The organism is Mesorhizobium sp. Cs1321R2N1 (genome assembly GCF_037179725.1).
Classification (GTDB): Bacteria; Pseudomonadota; Alphaproteobacteria; order Rhizobiales; family Rhizobiaceae; genus Mesorhizobium; species Mesorhizobium salmacidum.
On the sequence record NZ_JAPYKP010000146.1, the window covers coordinates 1 to 15,941 of the forward strand.

The window sequence follows — 15,941 nt, forward strand, 5'->3', positions numbered from 1 at the left end:
GCGAATATGGCGACATGATCGTCATGGGTATCGTCGATCCGGTCAAGGTCGTGCGCACGGCCCTCCAGGACGCGGCATCGGTCGCCGGCCTGCTCGTCACCACCGAAGCCATGATCGCCGAAGCTCCTAAGAAGGACTCGGCTGGCGGCGGCATGCCTGGCGGCATGGGCGGCGGCGGCATGGGCGGCATGGGCGGCATGGACTTCTAAGAAGTCCATAAAGCACGCCCATGAGCTAACATTGCTCAAGCCCGCAAGCGGGCTTGAGTGGCGGCATGGACTTCTAAGAAGTCCATAAAGCACGCCCATGAGCTAACATTGCTCAAGCCCGCAAGCGGGCTTGAGTGGCGGCATGGACTTCTAATCCAGCCAACTTCGCAAATTTTTCGAAAGGGCGGCCGAGAGGTCGCCCTTTTCTTTGCATGTTGAGGCTGGTGCTCCACCGCGGTCGGTTGGACCCAGCGTCAGACAGCAGTCTCCGCACGCCGCGCCACCTTGCCGGCGAGCACCGCTTGCTCGATCAGGGCCCCGACCTCGTTAGCCACTGCCAGCAGCGGGGTACGGTCGCGGGTGGCGCGGGCAATCACCATCAGGCCTTCCAGCGAAGATTCGACCAGCAGCGCCAGCGCCTGCGCGCGACGCTCCGGGATCCCTGCCCTGATGAAGGCATCCCGGAGCAAGCCTATCCACTGCTCGAAAGCCGAGCGGCAGATCTCTTCGAGGTCGGGCACGTCGTTCGGCGCATCCAGCACGACGGGCGCGATCGGGCAGCCGAGCGAAAACTCGTTGTCCTCCAGCATGCGGGCGACGGACTGGTAAATGTGGTGGACGGCGACCGCCGGATCGCTTTCCGACGCCAGTTGGGCACCCAGCCGCTCGGTCACGTCGGCCACGCTGTCGCGCGTCACCTCGACGACCAGTTGGTCCTTGCCACCTGGGAAATGGAAATAGAGCGAGCCACGCGGCGCGGCGCTGGCACTCAGAATGTCGTTGAGCGAAGTGCCGTGATAGCCGCGCCGCCGCAAAAGCAGTGCCGTCGCCTCGATCATCCGCGTGCGTGTGTCAGTCGCCATGTCAACCTCTGTCAGGAGTGCGCATTATAGGGCTTGCGCGGAATATGACAATCGGTCTACATAATATGTAAATCGGTCTACATATTTCGGAGGCGATGATGCAGAGGTATCGGCTGGAAGGACAGGACGGCGGTCTCGACAGGCTGGTGATGCGTGAGGAAGCGGTCCTCCAGCCGGGTCCGCATCAGATCCTGATGCGGGTGCGCGCCACCTCGCTCAATCGCCGTGACACGATGATCCTCAACGACACCTATCCGCTGACGCCGCGGGCCGGCATCGTGCCGGTGAGCGATGGCGCCGGCGAAGTGGTGGCCATCGGCGATGGTGTCACCCGCCTTGCCGTCGGCGACCGCGTCACCGGCAGCTATTTCGCGCGCTGGATCGACGGCCGTATCAACGCCGGGCTCATCGACCAGCTCGGCTGCACGCTGGACGGCATGCTCGGTGAATATGCCTTGCTCGACGAGCAATGGGCGGTGCGGCTGCCTGAGCATCTCGACTGGCATGAAGCCGCGACCTTCAGCTGCGCGGGGGTGACGGCCTGGAGCGCTTTGACCGGCTCCGAGGTCCCAAAACCGGGGCAATGGGTGCTGGTTATCGGCTCGGGCGGCGTCGCGCTGTTTGCGCTGCAGTTTGCCAAGCTGATGGGCTGCCGCGTGGCGGCTGTCACCTCACGTGTCGAAAAATCCGGCCGGTTGCGCGCGCTCGGCGCCGACCTCGTCATCGCAACGGCCGAGACGCCGGATTGGGGTACCAAGCTGCGCGAGGCGACGGGCGGCATCGATCTGACCGTCGAGACCGGCGGGCCGGCGACCTTTACGCAATCGCTGATCGCAAGCTCCCTCTACGGACGCATCGTACTGCTGACGGTCCAGGACCAGAAGGGCAGATCGGTCGAGATCCCAGCCGCCGTCTACCAGCGCAGTCTAGTCACCATCGGCCGCGTCTTCGTCGGCAGCCGCAGCGGCCTGGAGGCGATGCTCGCCGCCGTCGCGGCGCATCGCTTGAAGCCCGTCATCGACAAGGTCTTCCCGTTTACCGAAGCGCGCGAGGCATATCGGCATTTCATGCAGGGCGACGTGTTCGGCAAGGTCGTTATCGACGGCGCGTGAGCCCCTATTCATCAACCAAAGGAGAGAGCAATGACAATTCGCGACGCATCGGCCGAATGGCACGGCACACTCAAGGAAGGATCCGGCCGGCTAAGGCTGGGCAGCGGCGTGTTCGAGGGCGCCTACTCGTACCCGTCCCGCTTCGAGAACGGCCCCGGCACCAATCCGGAGGAACTGATCGCGGCCGCCCACGCCGGCTGCTTCTCGATGGCGCTCACCGCCATTCTCGGCAGCGAAGGTCATATCGCAAGCGATATCCACACGATCGCAAAGGTGCATCTGGGCGCCACCGCGGCCGGGCCGACGATTACCCGCATCGAGCTTGAGACGGAGGCGAACGTCGCCGGTCTCGCCGCCGCCAACTTCGAGCGGCTGGCGCAGTCGGCCAAGGCGGGATGCCTCGTCTCGCGGGCGCTGGCCGGCGTCGCCGCGATCACCCTGAAAGCGAACCTCATAACTCACTAAGAACGGAAGGAGAAAATCCGATGACCCAGGAATCTATCATCGACATCGCCGCGGCCAACCGATCCGGCGAAACGGCTGAAATCATGCGGCGCTATAACGACGTGTTCCAGCGTCACGACCCCTCGGCTCTCGACGAGCTGGTGGCGCAGGACTGCGTGATCGAGAACACCACGCCGGCGCCGGACGGCGCGCGCCGGGCCGGTAAGGCAGCCTGTGTCGAGCTGTGGTCGGCGATCGCCATCGCACCCGGTACGCGCTTCGACCTCGAAGAGACTTTCGTGGCCGGCGACCGCGCCACGATCCGCTGGCGCTACTGGATGGCCGACGGCAATTCGCTGCGCGGCGTCAACCTGATGCGCGTCGCGGGCGGGCGGATCGTCGAGGCCATGGGTTACGTCAAGGGCTAATGCATGTCGCCGGAAGTGTCCTCGGTCCCGGGACGTGCATAAAATGAGAAGCTTACAGCAGGTCGGGCGAACCCTATTCGCCGCGACATGCTGTAAGCCGCGCGATCACCTGTCCGCCAGTGCCAACTTGGCGCCGAGCATGACGAAGGCGCCGGCAAACGTCCGGCGCATCCAGGTCAGCACTATCGGCCGCGACACGACATGGCTGCGGATCGACGCCGCGAAGATGCCGTAGCCGACGAAGACCACGAAGGTCAAAAGCATGAAGACCGAACTGAGCTCCAGCATCTTCGACAGCGCGTTGGGCTCGGTGGTGCTGACGAATTGCGGCAGGAAGGCGAAGAAGAAGATCGACAGTTTCGGATTGAGCACATTGACGAGGATGCCGGTGGCGATCACCTTGCCGGCCGAGCGTGGCGCGACATTGTCCTCGACGCTCAGGCCGCCCTTCTCCTTCAGCGTATTCCAGGCCATGTAGAGCAGATAGGCGACGCCGAGATATTTCAGCGTCTCGAAAGCAACCGCACTGGTGTGCAGCAGCGCCGCCAGACCGGTGATGGCAGCGGCCATATGCGGAATGATGCCGAGCGTGCAGCCGAAGGCGGCAATGATCGAGGCCCGCGCACCGCGCGAAAGTCCGGCGCTCAGCGTGTAGAGAACGCCGGTGCCGGGCGAAGCCACGACGATCAGCGACGTCAATAGAAATTCGATGCTCACGATGATCTCCTCCAGCGCCCTGCCCTGACGCAGCCTAGCCAGCAAGCGGGGTGCGCACAAGCCACGGCATTCGCCGCCAGGAGGGCGCGCTAAACGGTGGAAAATCCGAGCGCCTGGCGCGCCATCAGGCACTCGTCATCGCCGGGCATGCAGGCGCGGCAGACATCCGGTCGCATTTCGTAGATGGTGCAAGCGGTCGACTTGCCGACTTCGCCGGACAGGGCAGAACAGCGCACGCCGTCACAGCGCATGCCCGACAGGTCGGCCGCCACGTATTTTTCCGGGATGCGGTCGAGCTGGGCATCGTCCTCGGTCGAAAAGCGCGGCCATTCGGCCGAATAGGAACAGCAGGCGCCGCAGCTCTGGCAATCGAACACGGGAGCGATGCCCGGTTGAGAAGAAGGTAGGGTGGTCGCGGCTGCCACGGCAAACGGCTTCGAAGCGGCAAGATTGCGATCGGCGTCCCCAGGCAAGGCGCTACTTCTTCTTGCCGGTCTTGCCCTTCGGTGCGTCCGCCGGCGACTTGAACAGATCGGTCGCTGCCTCGGCCGCCTTTGGCGCGGCAACCGGCTTGGCCGGCTTTGCGGCGGAAGCCGGCGCTGCCGGCTGGTCCTTGGCGGAGAATTTTATGGCCATGTCAGTCCTCGTCGGCGAAACGCGATGATGGTGCGCGCGGATTGCGCAGGCGGCCGATCAGCGCCGAAACCGCCGTGATGTTCATTTCCTCGGGCGACCAGTTCCTGGCTTCCGCGATGTGATGCACCGCCAGCTCACGATGCGTGCTGCCGCTATAGGCGGCATCCTGATAGGTCACCCGCTCATGGGTCTTGGCGTCTTCGCGGACATATTCGATGAGGTAGTTCGGGCACTCGGCACGGCCGCGCACGCCGATGCGCACCTGGGCATCGCCATGGGCGCGCTTGCAGCGTTCGAGTTTCTCCAGCACGCGGCGGACATATTCGACCGGCTTGTCGAGGGTTTCGACCATGTCGGCGATGGTCGCATCGGCGGCGATCGGCGTTGACGGTACGCGCTTGGTGGCCATCAGCGTTTTCCGGCTCGTTTCGGCAGCGATGCGAGTGCTGCGGCGGCCGCCATCTCGTCGGCCTCTTTCTCCAGCCGCAACTCGCGCAGGCGCGCGGTCTTGGCTTCCCGCGCCTGGCTGACCGCATCGCGCTCGGAAATGATGCGATTGAGCGACATCGACTGGGTTTGCGTCTTGCTGAACAGCGACACGGCCGTATCGACGGCTGTCTTCGAATGAGCGGTCAAAATCTTTCTCCTGTCAGGAGCCTGGTGCCGATAGGGCGAGACCGGGTCTGCGGTCGGGACCATGCACAAAGCAATGCGGCAGCGGATTCAAATTGCTGGAGCGTCCCTTAGCACGTTCAGCCCAATGCGCAGCGCATTTTCGGCGGCAACAAGCGTAAAATGAAAAAGGCCAGGCACCGCCTGACCTTCCCTGGGAGCGCCGCGCATCCAACTGGATGCACAGGCTAGCTCCTGATGGGCAGCACAAACCCTGGAAACTCAGGTCCCCATGGCCATGCGCCCGAATTCGCCATTCACCGGTGCCAGTACATCCGTGGTCACCGGAACGGCTGAATTCTTTCTTCAGGCCGCCTTCAACTGGTCGGCGGACATCTTGCCCGACTTGTTGTCGCGGACCATCTCGTAGCCGAGCTTCTGGCCCTCGACGATGTCGCGCATGCCGGCGCGTTCCACGGCCGAGATGTGGACAAAAACGTCGGCGGAGCCGTCGTCAGGCTGAATAAAACCAAAACCCTTGGTGGCGTTGAACCACTTAACTGTGCCGGTGCTCATGACGAACCCTTTCCATGGCAAATATTCGTTCGCCGTCATGCGGATGCACAACGTCGTTTGTCTCGATTTTTGATGTGGGAAGTTCGTCAAAGGCGCGCTCGAAAGCGCGGATAACAAAAGTCAGTCAAACAAATATCGACAGATTTCTTGTACTCGTATTTCAGCCGCCTGTCAAATATTGCGCTGTCGGCCCGAAATCCGCCAGTTGAAAGCACCTCACGCGGCCCGTCGATCCCTGGGTAAGACCGCTTCACGGACAGCCCTATTCGTCGGGACCCGGCTCCGGCCATGTCTCCCTGACTGCTTCGGCATACCATTGGCGCATGGCCGGTGTTGCCAGAACCGCGTCGACATAGGCCCTGGTGTCGGGCGCCAGCTCCCCGCCATAGGTGTCGAAACGGGTGACGACAGGCGCATACATGGCATCGGCCGCGGTGAAATGACCGAACAGAAACGGGCCGCCCTTGCCGTGTTTCTCACGGCACTCGCGCCACAGCGCCTCGAGGCGGGCACGTTGGGCCTCGCCCTCGGCATCGAGCGGCTTGTGCCCCTTTGGCCGGCGCAAATTCATCGGCCAGCCATAGCGGACTTCGCGAAAACCGGAATGCATTTCGGTCGCCGCCGAACGCGCCAGCGCCCGGGCGCCGATATCGGCCGGCCAGAGCTTTTTCCCAGGAAAGAGGTCGGCGAGATATTCGAGGATGGCAAGGGTTTCCCAGACGATCCTGCCATCGTGATTCAAGGGCTTGTGAACCAGGACGGGCACCTGACCGGTCGGCGAAACTTTCGCCAGATTGGCAAAGGTCTCGGGCGTGCGCAGCCGCACGAATCCTTCTTCGAACGGTATCTCCAGGTGCCGCATCGCCACCCAGGGCCTGAGCGACCAGGACGAAAAGCATTTGTTGCCGATATAGAGCGTGAATTCCGACATCTGTCCCCCTTGGCGGTGTTGCTCCTTGCGGACTGCGCCGGCCGGCACCCTAGCCCGCCGGCCCAGCCGCCGAAAGGCACTGTTTGCCGACACAGGGAGCGGCTGCTGGAACCGAATCCGTGCCGGCTCGTTTGCTCAAGCGAACAAGATCCGGGAGATGCGGAAATGGTGAACAAGGATCAGGTCGCCGGCGTGGCCAAGCAGGTGAAAGGCTCGGTCAAGCAAGCCGCCGGCAAGGCGACCAGCGACAGGCGGACGCAGGCCGAAGGCGTGGCCGACAAGGCCACAGGCAAGGTGCAGAAGGCCTATGGCGACGTGAAGGACAAGGTCAAGAAATCTGTTTGATCGCTGTGGAAGGGCCGTATCGAGCGGCCCTTTTCACGTCTTCAGCGATTTGCTGAAGGCGTTGGTGAAAATCACGTCGCCATGATCGTCGCTGGCTTGCCCCAACACGACGTCCAGGCTGTCGTCGGTGACACGTGCCAGAGCGAAGCCGCCCATGTAGGCCGCTTTCGGCTTGAAGAGATCGAGGCCGTCGCGTTGATAGATCATCGGCACCTCGTGCTGATGACCATGGAAGACGGCAACGACGTTGTAGCCCTTCAGGGCCGCCAGCAATGCCTGGCGGTCCGCATCGCTCCACCAATGCGGCGCTCCCTTGCCGCCGTCGTCGAACACTCTCTTGACGGTATCCCACCGCTCCATCGAAAAACTGTCCCAGCCATAGTGCTGGAACAGGATGACCGGGCGGCCGTCCGCCGCATAGGTAGCCAGATCCTGCTTGAGCCAAGGCAGGCTGTTGTCGGCGCCATGACCGATGTCGCCGGCGAAACGATGGGTTTGCAGCAGATGCAGGCCACCCCAGTCCCATGAATAGCAGTCGGTGTCGACGTCGTAGCTGATGGCCGGCACCGGCGGCTTGAAGAACACGCCGGCGCGGTGATTGACCTCGACATAATCGCGCATTTCGCGCCGGTACCAGTCGACATGATGTGGCGGACCGTTCTGATCGAGATCATGATTGCCGAGGCCGACATAAACCGGAACATGCACGCGGTCGGGCCCCATGCCTTGCTGATAGCGCTGGCTGAACTGCAGGAGTTGGGTGCCTTCGCTGGGCTCGGTGATCTGGCCGCCGCCATCGTCGGTGATGTCACCGCCAACGGCAAGTCCGAGCGGCGTGCCGGCAATGATTGCGAATGGCGAATGGAACAGTGGCGTGCTGGAGACCCAGTCGGGAACCTCCAGCGGGCGTTCGAGGGCAGCGTCGATTTCATCGTCCTGGAGCAACCTCGAAACGTCGCCGCGCGCGCTGTCCAGAAAGCGAAACGACACGCCGGGCGCTATCGCCGCGATGCGCGCCGCCAGCGGCGGCATCAGCAGCATGGAGAAGAAATCCGCGCCCATGAAGGTGAAGGTTCGCTCCAACCCGGCAGGATCGAAGTCCTTGCCAGTCTGGAAAACGCGTTCGATCTCGCGCAGTGCCGCGCGCACCGGCTCCGTCAGGCTTTCGGCGCGTGGGGTCGGCACCATGTCGTTGCCGCGCCGCACAAACAGCTGGTCGTTGAGGACATGACGCAGGCGATTGAGCGCCGCGCTCACGGCGGGCTGGCTCAGCCCGATCTGCTCGCCGGCGCGCGTCACGCTTCGTTCACGTAAAAGCGCATCGAGCACCCTGACGAGATTGAGGTCGAGCGCATTTAAATTCATGGCATCAATCCGCCCCATACGATCATTCGATTTCCATCGCCCGCCAATCCTTGGTCAGGTAGCCGCAGACGCCGCTCGGTCGGCACCGCAAGCACAAGGGAGAGCCGTCATGACAATGATCAACAGCACGATCGCAGGCAAGGAACTCTTCTGGTTCAACAACACACTGGTTGCCATTCGGCTCTCCTCGGCGGAGGGCGAGGACGGCCTCTGTGTCGTCGAGCACCGCATGCCCCATGGCGATTCTCCGCCGCTGCATGTGCATCGGCACGAGGACGAGGTGTTTCATGTCCTGGAGGGACAGCTGCGCTTTCGGATCGACGGCCATGACCAGATCGCCGGTCCTGGCGAAATCATCATCGCGCCGAAAGGCCTGCCGCACACATACAGGGTCGAATCCCAGGACGGCGCGCGCACCTTGACCATCACGCGCGGCTCCGATTTCGAGACGATGCTGCGTCAGACCAGCCGTCCCGCCCAACAGCCGCAATTGCCGCCGCTGTCGGAGCCGACGCCGCAGATGATCGAGGCTCTGGTGCGGATCTGCGCGGAAAATGGCATCGACATTGTCGGTCCGCCCTTGAGTTGAGAACGCGAAGCTGCCGATCTCTCCTCCAAGGCTTCCAGTGGGGAGATCGCAAGCATCTTCAACCGATTTGCATCTCAGTCGCACACATTCTCCGCTTGAAGCCCGTTGTGCAACGCGATACGCCGTTGCCGGCTTCGACAGGAGAGACCCAGTGAGCGCTGAAAAAACCAGAACCGAAACCGATACGTTCGGCCCCATCGAGGTTGCCGCCGGCCGGTATTGGGGCGCCCAGGCGCAGCGTTCCCTTGGCAATTTCAAGATCGGCTGGGAAAAGCAGCCGGCTTCGATCGTGCGCGCGCTGGGTATCGTCAAGCGGGCGGCGGCGGAAGCCAATATGGAGCTCAAGCGGCTCGATCCGGTCATCGGCAAGGCAATCATCGAGGCCGCGCAAGAGGTCATCGACGGCAAGCTCAACGACCACTTCCCGCTAGTGGTCTGGCAGACCGGTTCGGGCACGCAGTCCAACATGAACGCCAACGAAGTGATCTCGAATCGCGCGATCGAAATGCTGGGCGGCGTCATGGGCTCGAAAAAGCCGGTGCACCCCAACGACCATGTCAATATGAGCCAGTCGTCGAACGATACCTATCCGACGGCCATGCACATCGCCTGCGCCGAGCGGATCGTGCACGACCTCTTGCCGGCGCTGAAGCACCTGCATAAGGCGCTCGCCGCCAAGAGCCGGGACTTCAATCACATCATCAAGATCGGCCGCACCCATACGCAGGATGCCACGCCACTGACGCTAGGCCAGGAATTCTCCGGCTACGCGGCGCAGGTCGCATCGTCGATCAAACGCATCGAATTGACGCTGCCCGGCCTGCAGGAATTGGCGCAAGGCGGCACTGCCGTCGGCACCGGGCTCAATGCGCCGGTCGGTTTCGCCGAGCGGGTGGCCGATCGTATCGCCGCCATATCAGGCATCGCCTTCGTCACCGCGCCGAACAAGTTCGAAGCGCTGGCGGCGCACGATTCCATGGTGTTCTCGCACGGCGCCATCAACGCGGCGGCGGCGGCACTGTTCAAGATCGCCAACGACATCCGCTTTCTCGGCTCCGGCCCGCGCTCGGGCCTCGGCGAATTGTCGCTGCCGGAAAACGAGCCCGGGTCCTCGATCATGCCGGGCAAGGTCAATCCGACGCAGTGCGAGGCGATGACGCAAGTTTGCGTGCAGGTCTTCGGCAACAATGCGGCGCTGACCTTCGCCGGCAGCCAGGGCCATTTCGAGCTCAACGTCTACAATCCGCTGATGGCCTACAACTTCCTCCAGTCGGTGCAGTTGCTGGCCGACGCATCGGTCTCCTTCACCGACAATTGCATAATCGGCATCGAGGCGCGAGAGGACAACATCAAGGCGGCCCTCGACCGTTCACTGATGCTGGTGACGGCGCTTGCTCCCACCATCGGCTATGACAACGCCGCCAAAATCGCCAAAACCGCGCACAAGAACGGCACGACGTTGCGGGAGGAAGCACTGGCAACCGGGCTGGTCAGCGAGGCCGACTATGACCGCCTGGTGCGGCCGGAGGACATGACGCATCCGGGGTGAAGCGATTCCTGGAAAAGTGCAAAGCGGTTTTCCGTCCGGAATTGCGTTGGACCACGGCTGACATTTTTCGGCGGGAGAATTTACTCCCGCCACCACATCGTCCGACACGAATTTCGCGCCTCCTGCCCGATCACGAAAATGTATATCCTGTGAACAATGTGTCACCGCATGGCTGACTTTGGTGAACAGTCGGCATCGTCTATCTGAGTGGCCATTCAAACCAATCGGAGAGCCACCATGTCCATCAACACTTCCGCCGCCGGCACCGCGTCCAACAGTTCTGTCACCATCCTGCTCGGCCGTATCCTGCTCGCAGTCATTTTCCTGCTTTCCGGATTCGGCAAACTATCCGCCATTTCCGGCACGGCGGCCTATTTCGGTGGCCTCGGCCTGCCGGCACCGACGGCGACAGCCGTCATCGTCGGCCTGATCGAGCTGCTTGGCGGCCTTGCCGTCCTCGTCGGTTTCCAGACCAGGATCGCCGCCTGGGTGCTGGCGATCTTCACAATCGCAACCGGTCTGGTCGCCCACACCGGCTGGGCCGACCAGATGCAGATGATCCAGTTTCTCAAGAACGTCGCCATCACCGGCGGCTTCCTGCTGCTGGCCTCCTCGGGTGCAGGCGCGTATTCGATCGACGCCAGGCGCGGCTAAGGCTTCCCCTCCCAAGGGCCCGAAACAAGCGGCGCGGAATTTTCCGCGCCGCTTTTTCGTTGTGTGATCATAGGCGTAGACTGCGATGGTCGCCCGGTGACCGTGCCGGCAAGGGAGGGTGCCATGGGTCGCAATGCATTGCGTATGGTTTCGCGGCTGCTGTTTGCCGTGCTGTTCGTGCCGTCCGGCTTCCAGGCGCTCGCCAACATTGCTGGGACCACCAGCTATTTCTCCGGCCTTGGCCTGCCGCTGCCCGCGCTCGCCGCCTGGGCCACCGGCCTGTTCGAACTGATCGCGGGGCTGCTGATCCTCGTTGGCTTCCAGACACGGATCGTGGCGCTGCTGCTGGCCGCCTTCTGCATCGTGGCGGGCTTCATCGGCCATTACGGCCAAGGCGCCGGCGATGCGACGCTCGCTTTCATGCATCAGCAGATGCTGATGAAGGACATCGCCATCGCGGGCGGCTTCCTGGCGCTTGCCATGGCCGGCGCTGGCGCATGGTCGTTTGATGGGCGGGAATTCGGCATCGGCGCCGGCGTGACTTGACTATTTGACCGACACGCTCTGCCCGCCCTCGATCGCCAGTTCCAGGCGGCGGTCAGTGATGCGCGCCAGCTGCGCCAGCCGGCCGGCCGGGCGCTCGCCGTAGAGATCGGAAAGCGAAGCCGGCAGCACCAGCGCCAGCGCGCCGTTGGGGCGACTTTCCCATTTCAGCCTCGGCATGATGCCAGGCATCGCGGCCGTCAGCAGGTAGACGACGCGCATCATCGCCGCCAGCACGCGGGCGCGCTCCAACAGGCGCGGCGGCGCCAGCGCCTTGATTTCGGGCGCCACCAATTCATTGAAGACGCCGTCATGACGGTAGGCGTTGGTCAGCGCCAGATAGGCGCGGCCGGGATGATCGACACCGATGAAGGACGCATGCGCGATGATGTTGAGCGACTGCTTGCCGCGATATTCCGGATGAGCGCGCCAGCCGATATCGGCGAGCAGGCAGGCGGCGTGGCGATAGCGCGCTTCGTCTTCCGTCTCGTCGATGCCGAACGCCTTGAAGGCCTTGCCTGTCCATTCGACCAGATCATGCGCGTGATGGACCGAACGCGAGCGCAAAAGCGCAAGCTCCTCGGCGGCCGAGATCAGCGGATCGGCCTTCTGCTCGACCGCGTCGAGCAGCGAATAGAGAAAACCTTCGCGCACGCCTTGCGCCGAAACGACGATCCTGGACGGCTGCATCGCCGTCATGATTTCCTGCAGCACGAGAGCGCCGTATGGCAGCAGCGAGCGGCGGTTCTTGGAGACGCCCTCGATACCCCTCACCTTTTCGACCTCGCCCCTGGCCACTTGCCTGAGGAAGGTTTGAGCACTTTCGGCCGATATTTCGTAGTGGTGCATGACGCCGAGCGGATAGTTGGTCATCTCCATGTGCAGCCTGGCAAGATTTCGCCAGGTGCCGCCGACAGCGTAGAAAGTCCTGCCCTGCCCACCCTTCAAGAGCTTGGCCCGGGCTAATTCCTGGCGCGCGATCTTCTGCGCCTGGACGAGCGAGTTCTTCGCCATGTCCTGCAGGCGCAGGCCGCCAAGCGGCAGCGTGATGCCGTCGCCGATCGCCTCGCCGTCGATGTCGATGAGTTCCAGGCTGCCGCCGCCAAGGTCGCCGGCAATGCCGTTGGCCGGATGGAACCCGGAGATGACGCCAAGCGCGGAGTAATGCGCTTCCTGGCGGCCGGAGAGCACGCGGATTTCGGTCTTGAGCACATCCTCGGCCCGATGGATGAAATCGGGACCGTTGATCGCCTCGCGGGCGGCGGCGGTCGCCAGTACGTACATGTGTTCGGCACCGGCCTGGTCGGAGAGCGCGCGGAAACGGCGAAACTCCTCCATCGAGCGCGCCACCCCCTCGGGGTCGAGCTTCCCCGTCGACACGATGCCGCGGCCGAGGCCCGCCAGCATCTTTTCGTTGAACAGCGTGGTCGGCGAACGCGCCAGCCCCTCATAGACGACAAGACGGATCGAATTGGATCCGATGTCGATGATGGACAGCGGTCGGCGGTCCTGCAGCCGGCCCTGGGAATTGGACAGCATCAGCTGGCGGCGTTCTTCTTGCGGCGCTTGAACTGCGCGATACGCTTGGGCGCATGCGATTTCAGCGCGTCACCCCGTCCCGACAGGCTAGGATTGGTCATGAAATATTCCTGCGCGTTGAACGGTTCCTCGCCCTCCTCCAGCACCACGCGCCGGGAGGTTCCATCAGCCAATACGTCGAAACTTTGCTGATTGTCCATGATGTTGCCGAGCATGATCTGGCCCAAGATCTGTTCATGCACAGTTGGATTGGTGATCGGCACCATGGTCTCGACGCGGCGGTCGAGATTGCGCGGCATCAGGTCCGCCGAGGAGATGTAGACAATCGCCTCGTCCGAGGGAAGGCCATGGCCGTTGCCGAAGCAATAGATGCGGCTGTGCTCGAGGAACCGGCCGACGATCGACTTGACCCTGATGTTCTCCGACAGGCCCGGCACCTGCGGCCGCAGACAGCATATGCCGCGCACGACAAGGTCGATTTCCACACCGACGCGGCTGGCGTCGTAGAGCGCATCGATGATGATGGGATCGACGAGCGCGTTCATCTTCATCCAGATGCGCGCCGGCCTTCCCTCCAACGCATGGGTGACCTCGTCTGAAATGTGCTTGAGGATGCGGCTCCTCAGCGTGAACGGCGAGATCGCCAGCCGCATTTCGGCGGTCGGCTCGGCGTAGCCGGTGATGAAATTGAACAATTGGGCGACGTCGCGGGCGATCGTCGGATCGGTGGTGAAGAAGGAAAGGTCGGTGTAGATGCGCGCCGTCACCGGATGGTAGTTGCCGGTGCCGAGATGGACGTAGTTGCGCAGCTTGCCGTCCTCGCGCCGCACCACCAGCGACATCTTGGCGTGGGTCTTCAGTTCGAGGAAACCGAACACGACCTGCACGCCGGCGCGTTCGAGATCGCGCGCCCAGCGGATGTTGGCCTCCTCGTCGAAACGGGCCTTGAGCTCGACCAGCGCCGTCACCGACTTGCCGGCCTCGGCCGCGTCGACAAGCGCACGCACGATCGGGCTGTCATTGGAGGTGCGATAGAGCGTCTGCTTGATCGCCACCACTTCGGGGTCAGCCATTGCCTGGCGCAGGAACTGCACCACCACGTCGAACGACTCGTAGGGGTGATGGACGACGATGTCCTTCTCGCGGATGGCGGCAAAACAGTCGCCGCCATGCTCGCGGATGCGCTCGGGAAAGCGCGGATTGTAGGGCGTGAATTTCAGGTCGTCGCGGGGAACGGAGACGATCTCGGATATCTGGCTGAGCGCCAGCGGGCCCGTGAGGACGCTGATGCGGCTCGATGAGACGCCAAGCTCGCCGGCGACGAAGTCGCGCAATTCTCCCGGCATCAGCATGTCGAATTCGATGCGGATGACCGAACCGCGGCGGCGACGCTTCAGCGCCGTTTCGAACAACCGCACCAGGTCTTCCGATTCTTCCTCGACCTCGATGTCGCTGTCGCGGATGATGCGGAACGTGCCGGAGCCCTTGACCTCGTAGCCTGGGAACAGCTTTCCGATGTAAAGGCCGACCGCCTCCTCCAGCGGAATGAAGCGGACATGGTTCTTGCGGTCCGGCAGGCGGATAAAGCGCTTCAACGCCACCGGCAGGCGCAGCAGCGCGCTCATCTCCTCGCCATTCTTGCGGTGGCGAAGCTGCAGCGCCATCGAGAAGCCCAGATTGGGAATGAACGGGAACGGATGCGCCGGGTCGATCGACAGCGGGGTGAGCACCGGAAACACCTGGTCCTGGAAATGCTCTTCCAGCCAGACCCTTTCGTCCTTGGTCAGCGCATCACGGGTGATGCTCTCGATGCCTTCCTTGTTGAGCAGCACCGTGAGTGCCGACAGGCTCTTCTGCTGGTCCTCCTGCAGCCGCTCGACCTCACGCAGCAATTGTTCGAGCTGCTGCTCTGGGGTGCGTCCGTCCGGGCTCTTCAGCACGATGCCCTCGCGCACCTGGCCGGCAAGGCCGGCGACACGCACCATGAAGAACTCGTCGAGATTGGCGGCCGAGATCGACAGGAAGCGGACGCGCTCCAGCAGCGGGTGATGGGTGTTCAGCGATTCTTCGAGAACGCGGCGATTGAACTGCAACCAGGAGAACTCGCGGTTGACGAAACGGTCCGGATTGCCTTCCGGGCTCGCTGCCGTGATGTTGTTGAATTCGCTCTGTACCGGCTTCAGTTCGTTCATGATTCCTGCTCTTCCGCCCGCCTCGGCCGGTTAACCGGCTTAACTTATCCTGTGGCAGGCTTTTGCGACAGTTCTCTGACAGGCTTTTGCGACAGTTTGATTTCATCGAACTTGCAAAGAGGTTTGATATGATCCAGATGCAGAAGAGACTGCGTTAAGGAGACGACGATGGCAGGCGGTTCCATTCCCCATTTCCAGAACGATGCGGGCCATCCGGCAATCGACATCGGGGTCAAGGAATTCATGTGCACGGGCGCCAACCCGCCTTTCGATCATCCGCACGTGTTTCTGGACATGGGCGACGACAATGAGAAAGTCTGCCCCTACTGCTCGACCCTCTACCGCTATTCGCCGAAGCTGAAGGCGACGGAAACGCTGCCGGCGGGCTGCCTCTACATCGACCAGGCCGCCTGACCTCCCGATCATGAGCGAGACGCGGTCCCGGCAGGTCGTGATTGCCGGGGCTGGCATCGCCGGGCTGACGTCGGCGATCGCCTTCGCCGAACGCGGCTACCCCGTGAGGGTGTTCGAACAGGCCAAGCGCCTCGAAGCGGCCGGCGCCGGCATCCAGCTCTCGCCAAACGCGACGCGCATTCTGCGCCGGCTTGGCGTCCTCGACACGCTTCTTGTCAATGCC

General features: G+C 63.0%; 21 protein-coding genes and 1 pseudogene. 11 read left to right on the top strand and 11 right to left on the bottom strand.

Annotation, left to right across the window (positions count from 1 at the left end; genetic code table 11):
* Positions 1–209, top strand: a pseudogene (gene groEL / locus O7A61_RS26470) (chaperonin GroEL); the annotation flags it as partial.
* 254 nt (positions 210–463) lie between these two features.
* Here groEL and O7A61_RS26475 read toward each other — a convergent pair.
* The gene (locus O7A61_RS26475; RefSeq protein ID WP_337132313.1) at positions 464–1,072 is read right to left on the bottom strand and encodes a TetR/AcrR family transcriptional regulator; all 609 of its coding nucleotides are present in this window, start codon (positions 1,070–1,072) and stop codon (positions 464–466) included.
* Between the two features lie 98 nt (positions 1,073–1,170).
* On the opposite strand from O7A61_RS26475, the gene O7A61_RS26480 reads away from it, so the two are divergent.
* From O7A61_RS26480 to O7A61_RS26490, 3 genes are read left to right on the top strand one after another with little or no spacing between them, the layout of a single operon-like run.
* Positions 1,171–2,184: a zinc-dependent alcohol dehydrogenase family protein gene (locus O7A61_RS26480; RefSeq protein ID WP_337132314.1), complete on the top strand. Its 1,014-nt coding sequence runs from the start codon at positions 1,171–1,173 to the stop codon at positions 2,182–2,184.
* 30 nt (positions 2,185–2,214) lie between these two features.
* A complete protein-coding gene (locus tag O7A61_RS26485; protein ID WP_337132315.1) occupies positions 2,215–2,649 on the top strand; it encodes an OsmC family peroxiredoxin in 435 nt (144 codons plus the stop codon).
* Between the two features lie 20 nt (positions 2,650–2,669).
* Positions 2,670–3,056, top strand: a complete 387-nt coding sequence (locus O7A61_RS26490) for a nuclear transport factor 2 family protein (RefSeq protein WP_337132316.1) — start codon at positions 2,670–2,672, stop codon at positions 3,054–3,056.
* A 105-nt stretch (positions 3,057–3,161) separates the two neighbouring features.
* On the opposite strand, the gene O7A61_RS26495 is transcribed toward O7A61_RS26490, so the two are convergent.
* The 7 genes from O7A61_RS26495 to O7A61_RS26525 form a co-directional block, all read right to left on the bottom strand.
* On the bottom strand, positions 3,162–3,773 hold the full coding sequence (locus tag O7A61_RS26495; RefSeq protein ID WP_337132317.1) for a LysE family translocator: 612 nt from the start codon (positions 3,771–3,773) through the stop codon (positions 3,162–3,164).
* Positions 3,774–3,862: 89 nt separating this feature from the next.
* On the bottom strand, positions 3,863–4,198 hold the full coding sequence (locus O7A61_RS26500; RefSeq protein WP_337132327.1) for a YkgJ family cysteine cluster protein: 336 nt from the start codon (positions 4,196–4,198) through the stop codon (positions 3,863–3,865).
* 52 nt (positions 4,199–4,250) lie between these two features.
* Positions 4,251–4,409, bottom strand: a complete 159-nt coding sequence (locus O7A61_RS26505; RefSeq protein WP_140507392.1) for a hypothetical protein — start codon at positions 4,407–4,409, stop codon at positions 4,251–4,253.
* A 1-nt stretch (position 4,410) separates the two neighbouring features.
* Complete coding sequence (locus O7A61_RS26510; RefSeq protein WP_027144452.1) at positions 4,411–4,818, bottom strand: hypothetical protein; 408 nt, start codon at positions 4,816–4,818, stop codon at positions 4,411–4,413.
* Positions 4,818–5,045 (bottom strand): hypothetical protein, encoded by a 228-nt coding sequence (locus O7A61_RS26515; RefSeq protein WP_337132318.1) that lies wholly within the window; start codon positions 5,043–5,045, stop codon positions 4,818–4,820. The genes O7A61_RS26510 and O7A61_RS26515 overlap by 1 nt, the downstream gene beginning before the upstream one ends.
* A gap of 342 nt (positions 5,046–5,387) precedes the next feature.
* On the bottom strand, positions 5,388–5,597 hold the full coding sequence (locus O7A61_RS26520; protein ID WP_010915421.1) for a cold-shock protein: 210 nt from the start codon (positions 5,595–5,597) through the stop codon (positions 5,388–5,390).
* A gap of 262 nt (positions 5,598–5,859) precedes the next feature.
* Positions 5,860–6,528 carry a glutathione S-transferase family protein gene (locus O7A61_RS26525; protein WP_337132319.1) on the bottom strand — a complete coding sequence of 223 codons (669 nt, stop codon included), beginning with the start codon at positions 6,526–6,528 and terminating at the stop codon, positions 5,860–5,862.
* 165 nt (positions 6,529–6,693) lie between these two features.
* On the opposite strand from O7A61_RS26525, the gene O7A61_RS26530 reads away from it, so the two are divergent.
* Positions 6,694–6,873: a CsbD family protein gene (locus O7A61_RS26530; protein ID WP_140714142.1), complete on the top strand. Its 180-nt coding sequence runs from the start codon at positions 6,694–6,696 to the stop codon at positions 6,871–6,873.
* 33 nt (positions 6,874–6,906) lie between these two features.
* Here O7A61_RS26530 and O7A61_RS26535 read toward each other — a convergent pair whose 3' ends face one another.
* Complete coding sequence (locus O7A61_RS26535; RefSeq protein ID WP_337132320.1) at positions 6,907–8,238, bottom strand: LysR family transcriptional regulator; 1,332 nt, start codon at positions 8,236–8,238, stop codon at positions 6,907–6,909.
* 109 nt (positions 8,239–8,347) lie between these two features.
* Between O7A61_RS26535 and O7A61_RS26540 the strand changes: the two genes are divergently transcribed.
* The 4 genes from O7A61_RS26540 to O7A61_RS26555 all read left to right on the top strand — a co-directional run bounded on the left by O7A61_RS26540 (position 8,348) and on the right by O7A61_RS26555 (position 11,576).
* Positions 8,348–8,827, top strand: coding sequence for a cupin domain-containing protein (locus O7A61_RS26540; protein WP_337132321.1), 480 nt, complete (start codon positions 8,348–8,350; stop codon positions 8,825–8,827).
* 151 nt (positions 8,828–8,978) lie between these two features.
* On the top strand, positions 8,979–10,376 hold the full coding sequence (gene fumC / locus O7A61_RS26545) for a class II fumarate hydratase (RefSeq protein WP_337132322.1): 1,398 nt from the start codon (positions 8,979–8,981) through the stop codon (positions 10,374–10,376).
* Between the two features lie 237 nt (positions 10,377–10,613).
* Positions 10,614–11,030, top strand: coding sequence for a DoxX family protein (locus O7A61_RS26550; protein WP_140507418.1), 417 nt, complete (start codon positions 10,614–10,616; stop codon positions 11,028–11,030).
* A gap of 123 nt (positions 11,031–11,153) precedes the next feature.
* Complete coding sequence (locus O7A61_RS26555) at positions 11,154–11,576, top strand: DoxX family protein (protein WP_337132323.1); 423 nt, start codon at positions 11,154–11,156, stop codon at positions 11,574–11,576.
* Here O7A61_RS26555 and ppx read toward each other — a convergent pair whose 3' ends face one another.
* Both ppx and O7A61_RS26565 read right to left on the bottom strand, forming a co-directional pair.
* On the bottom strand, positions 11,577–13,112 hold the full coding sequence (ppx, locus tag O7A61_RS26560) for an exopolyphosphatase (protein WP_337132324.1): 1,536 nt from the start codon (positions 13,110–13,112) through the stop codon (positions 11,577–11,579).
* Positions 13,112–15,304 carry an RNA degradosome polyphosphate kinase gene (locus tag O7A61_RS26565; protein WP_337132325.1) on the bottom strand — a complete coding sequence of 731 codons (2,193 nt, stop codon included), beginning with the start codon at positions 15,302–15,304 and terminating at the stop codon, positions 13,112–13,114. Before O7A61_RS26565 ends, ppx begins: the two co-directional genes overlap by 1 nt.
* A gap of 168 nt (positions 15,305–15,472) precedes the next feature.
* Here O7A61_RS26565 and O7A61_RS26570 point away from each other — a divergent pair, with 168 nt between their 5' ends.
* Together O7A61_RS26570 and O7A61_RS26575 are read left to right on the top strand one after the other, a co-directional pair.
* A complete protein-coding gene (locus O7A61_RS26570; protein ID WP_015318409.1) occupies positions 15,473–15,718 on the top strand; it encodes a zinc-finger domain-containing protein in 246 nt (81 codons plus the stop codon).
* 10 nt (positions 15,719–15,728) lie between these two features.
* On the top strand, positions 15,729–15,941 hold a 213-nt coding region (locus O7A61_RS26575; protein WP_337132326.1), incomplete at its 3' end, for an FAD-binding protein.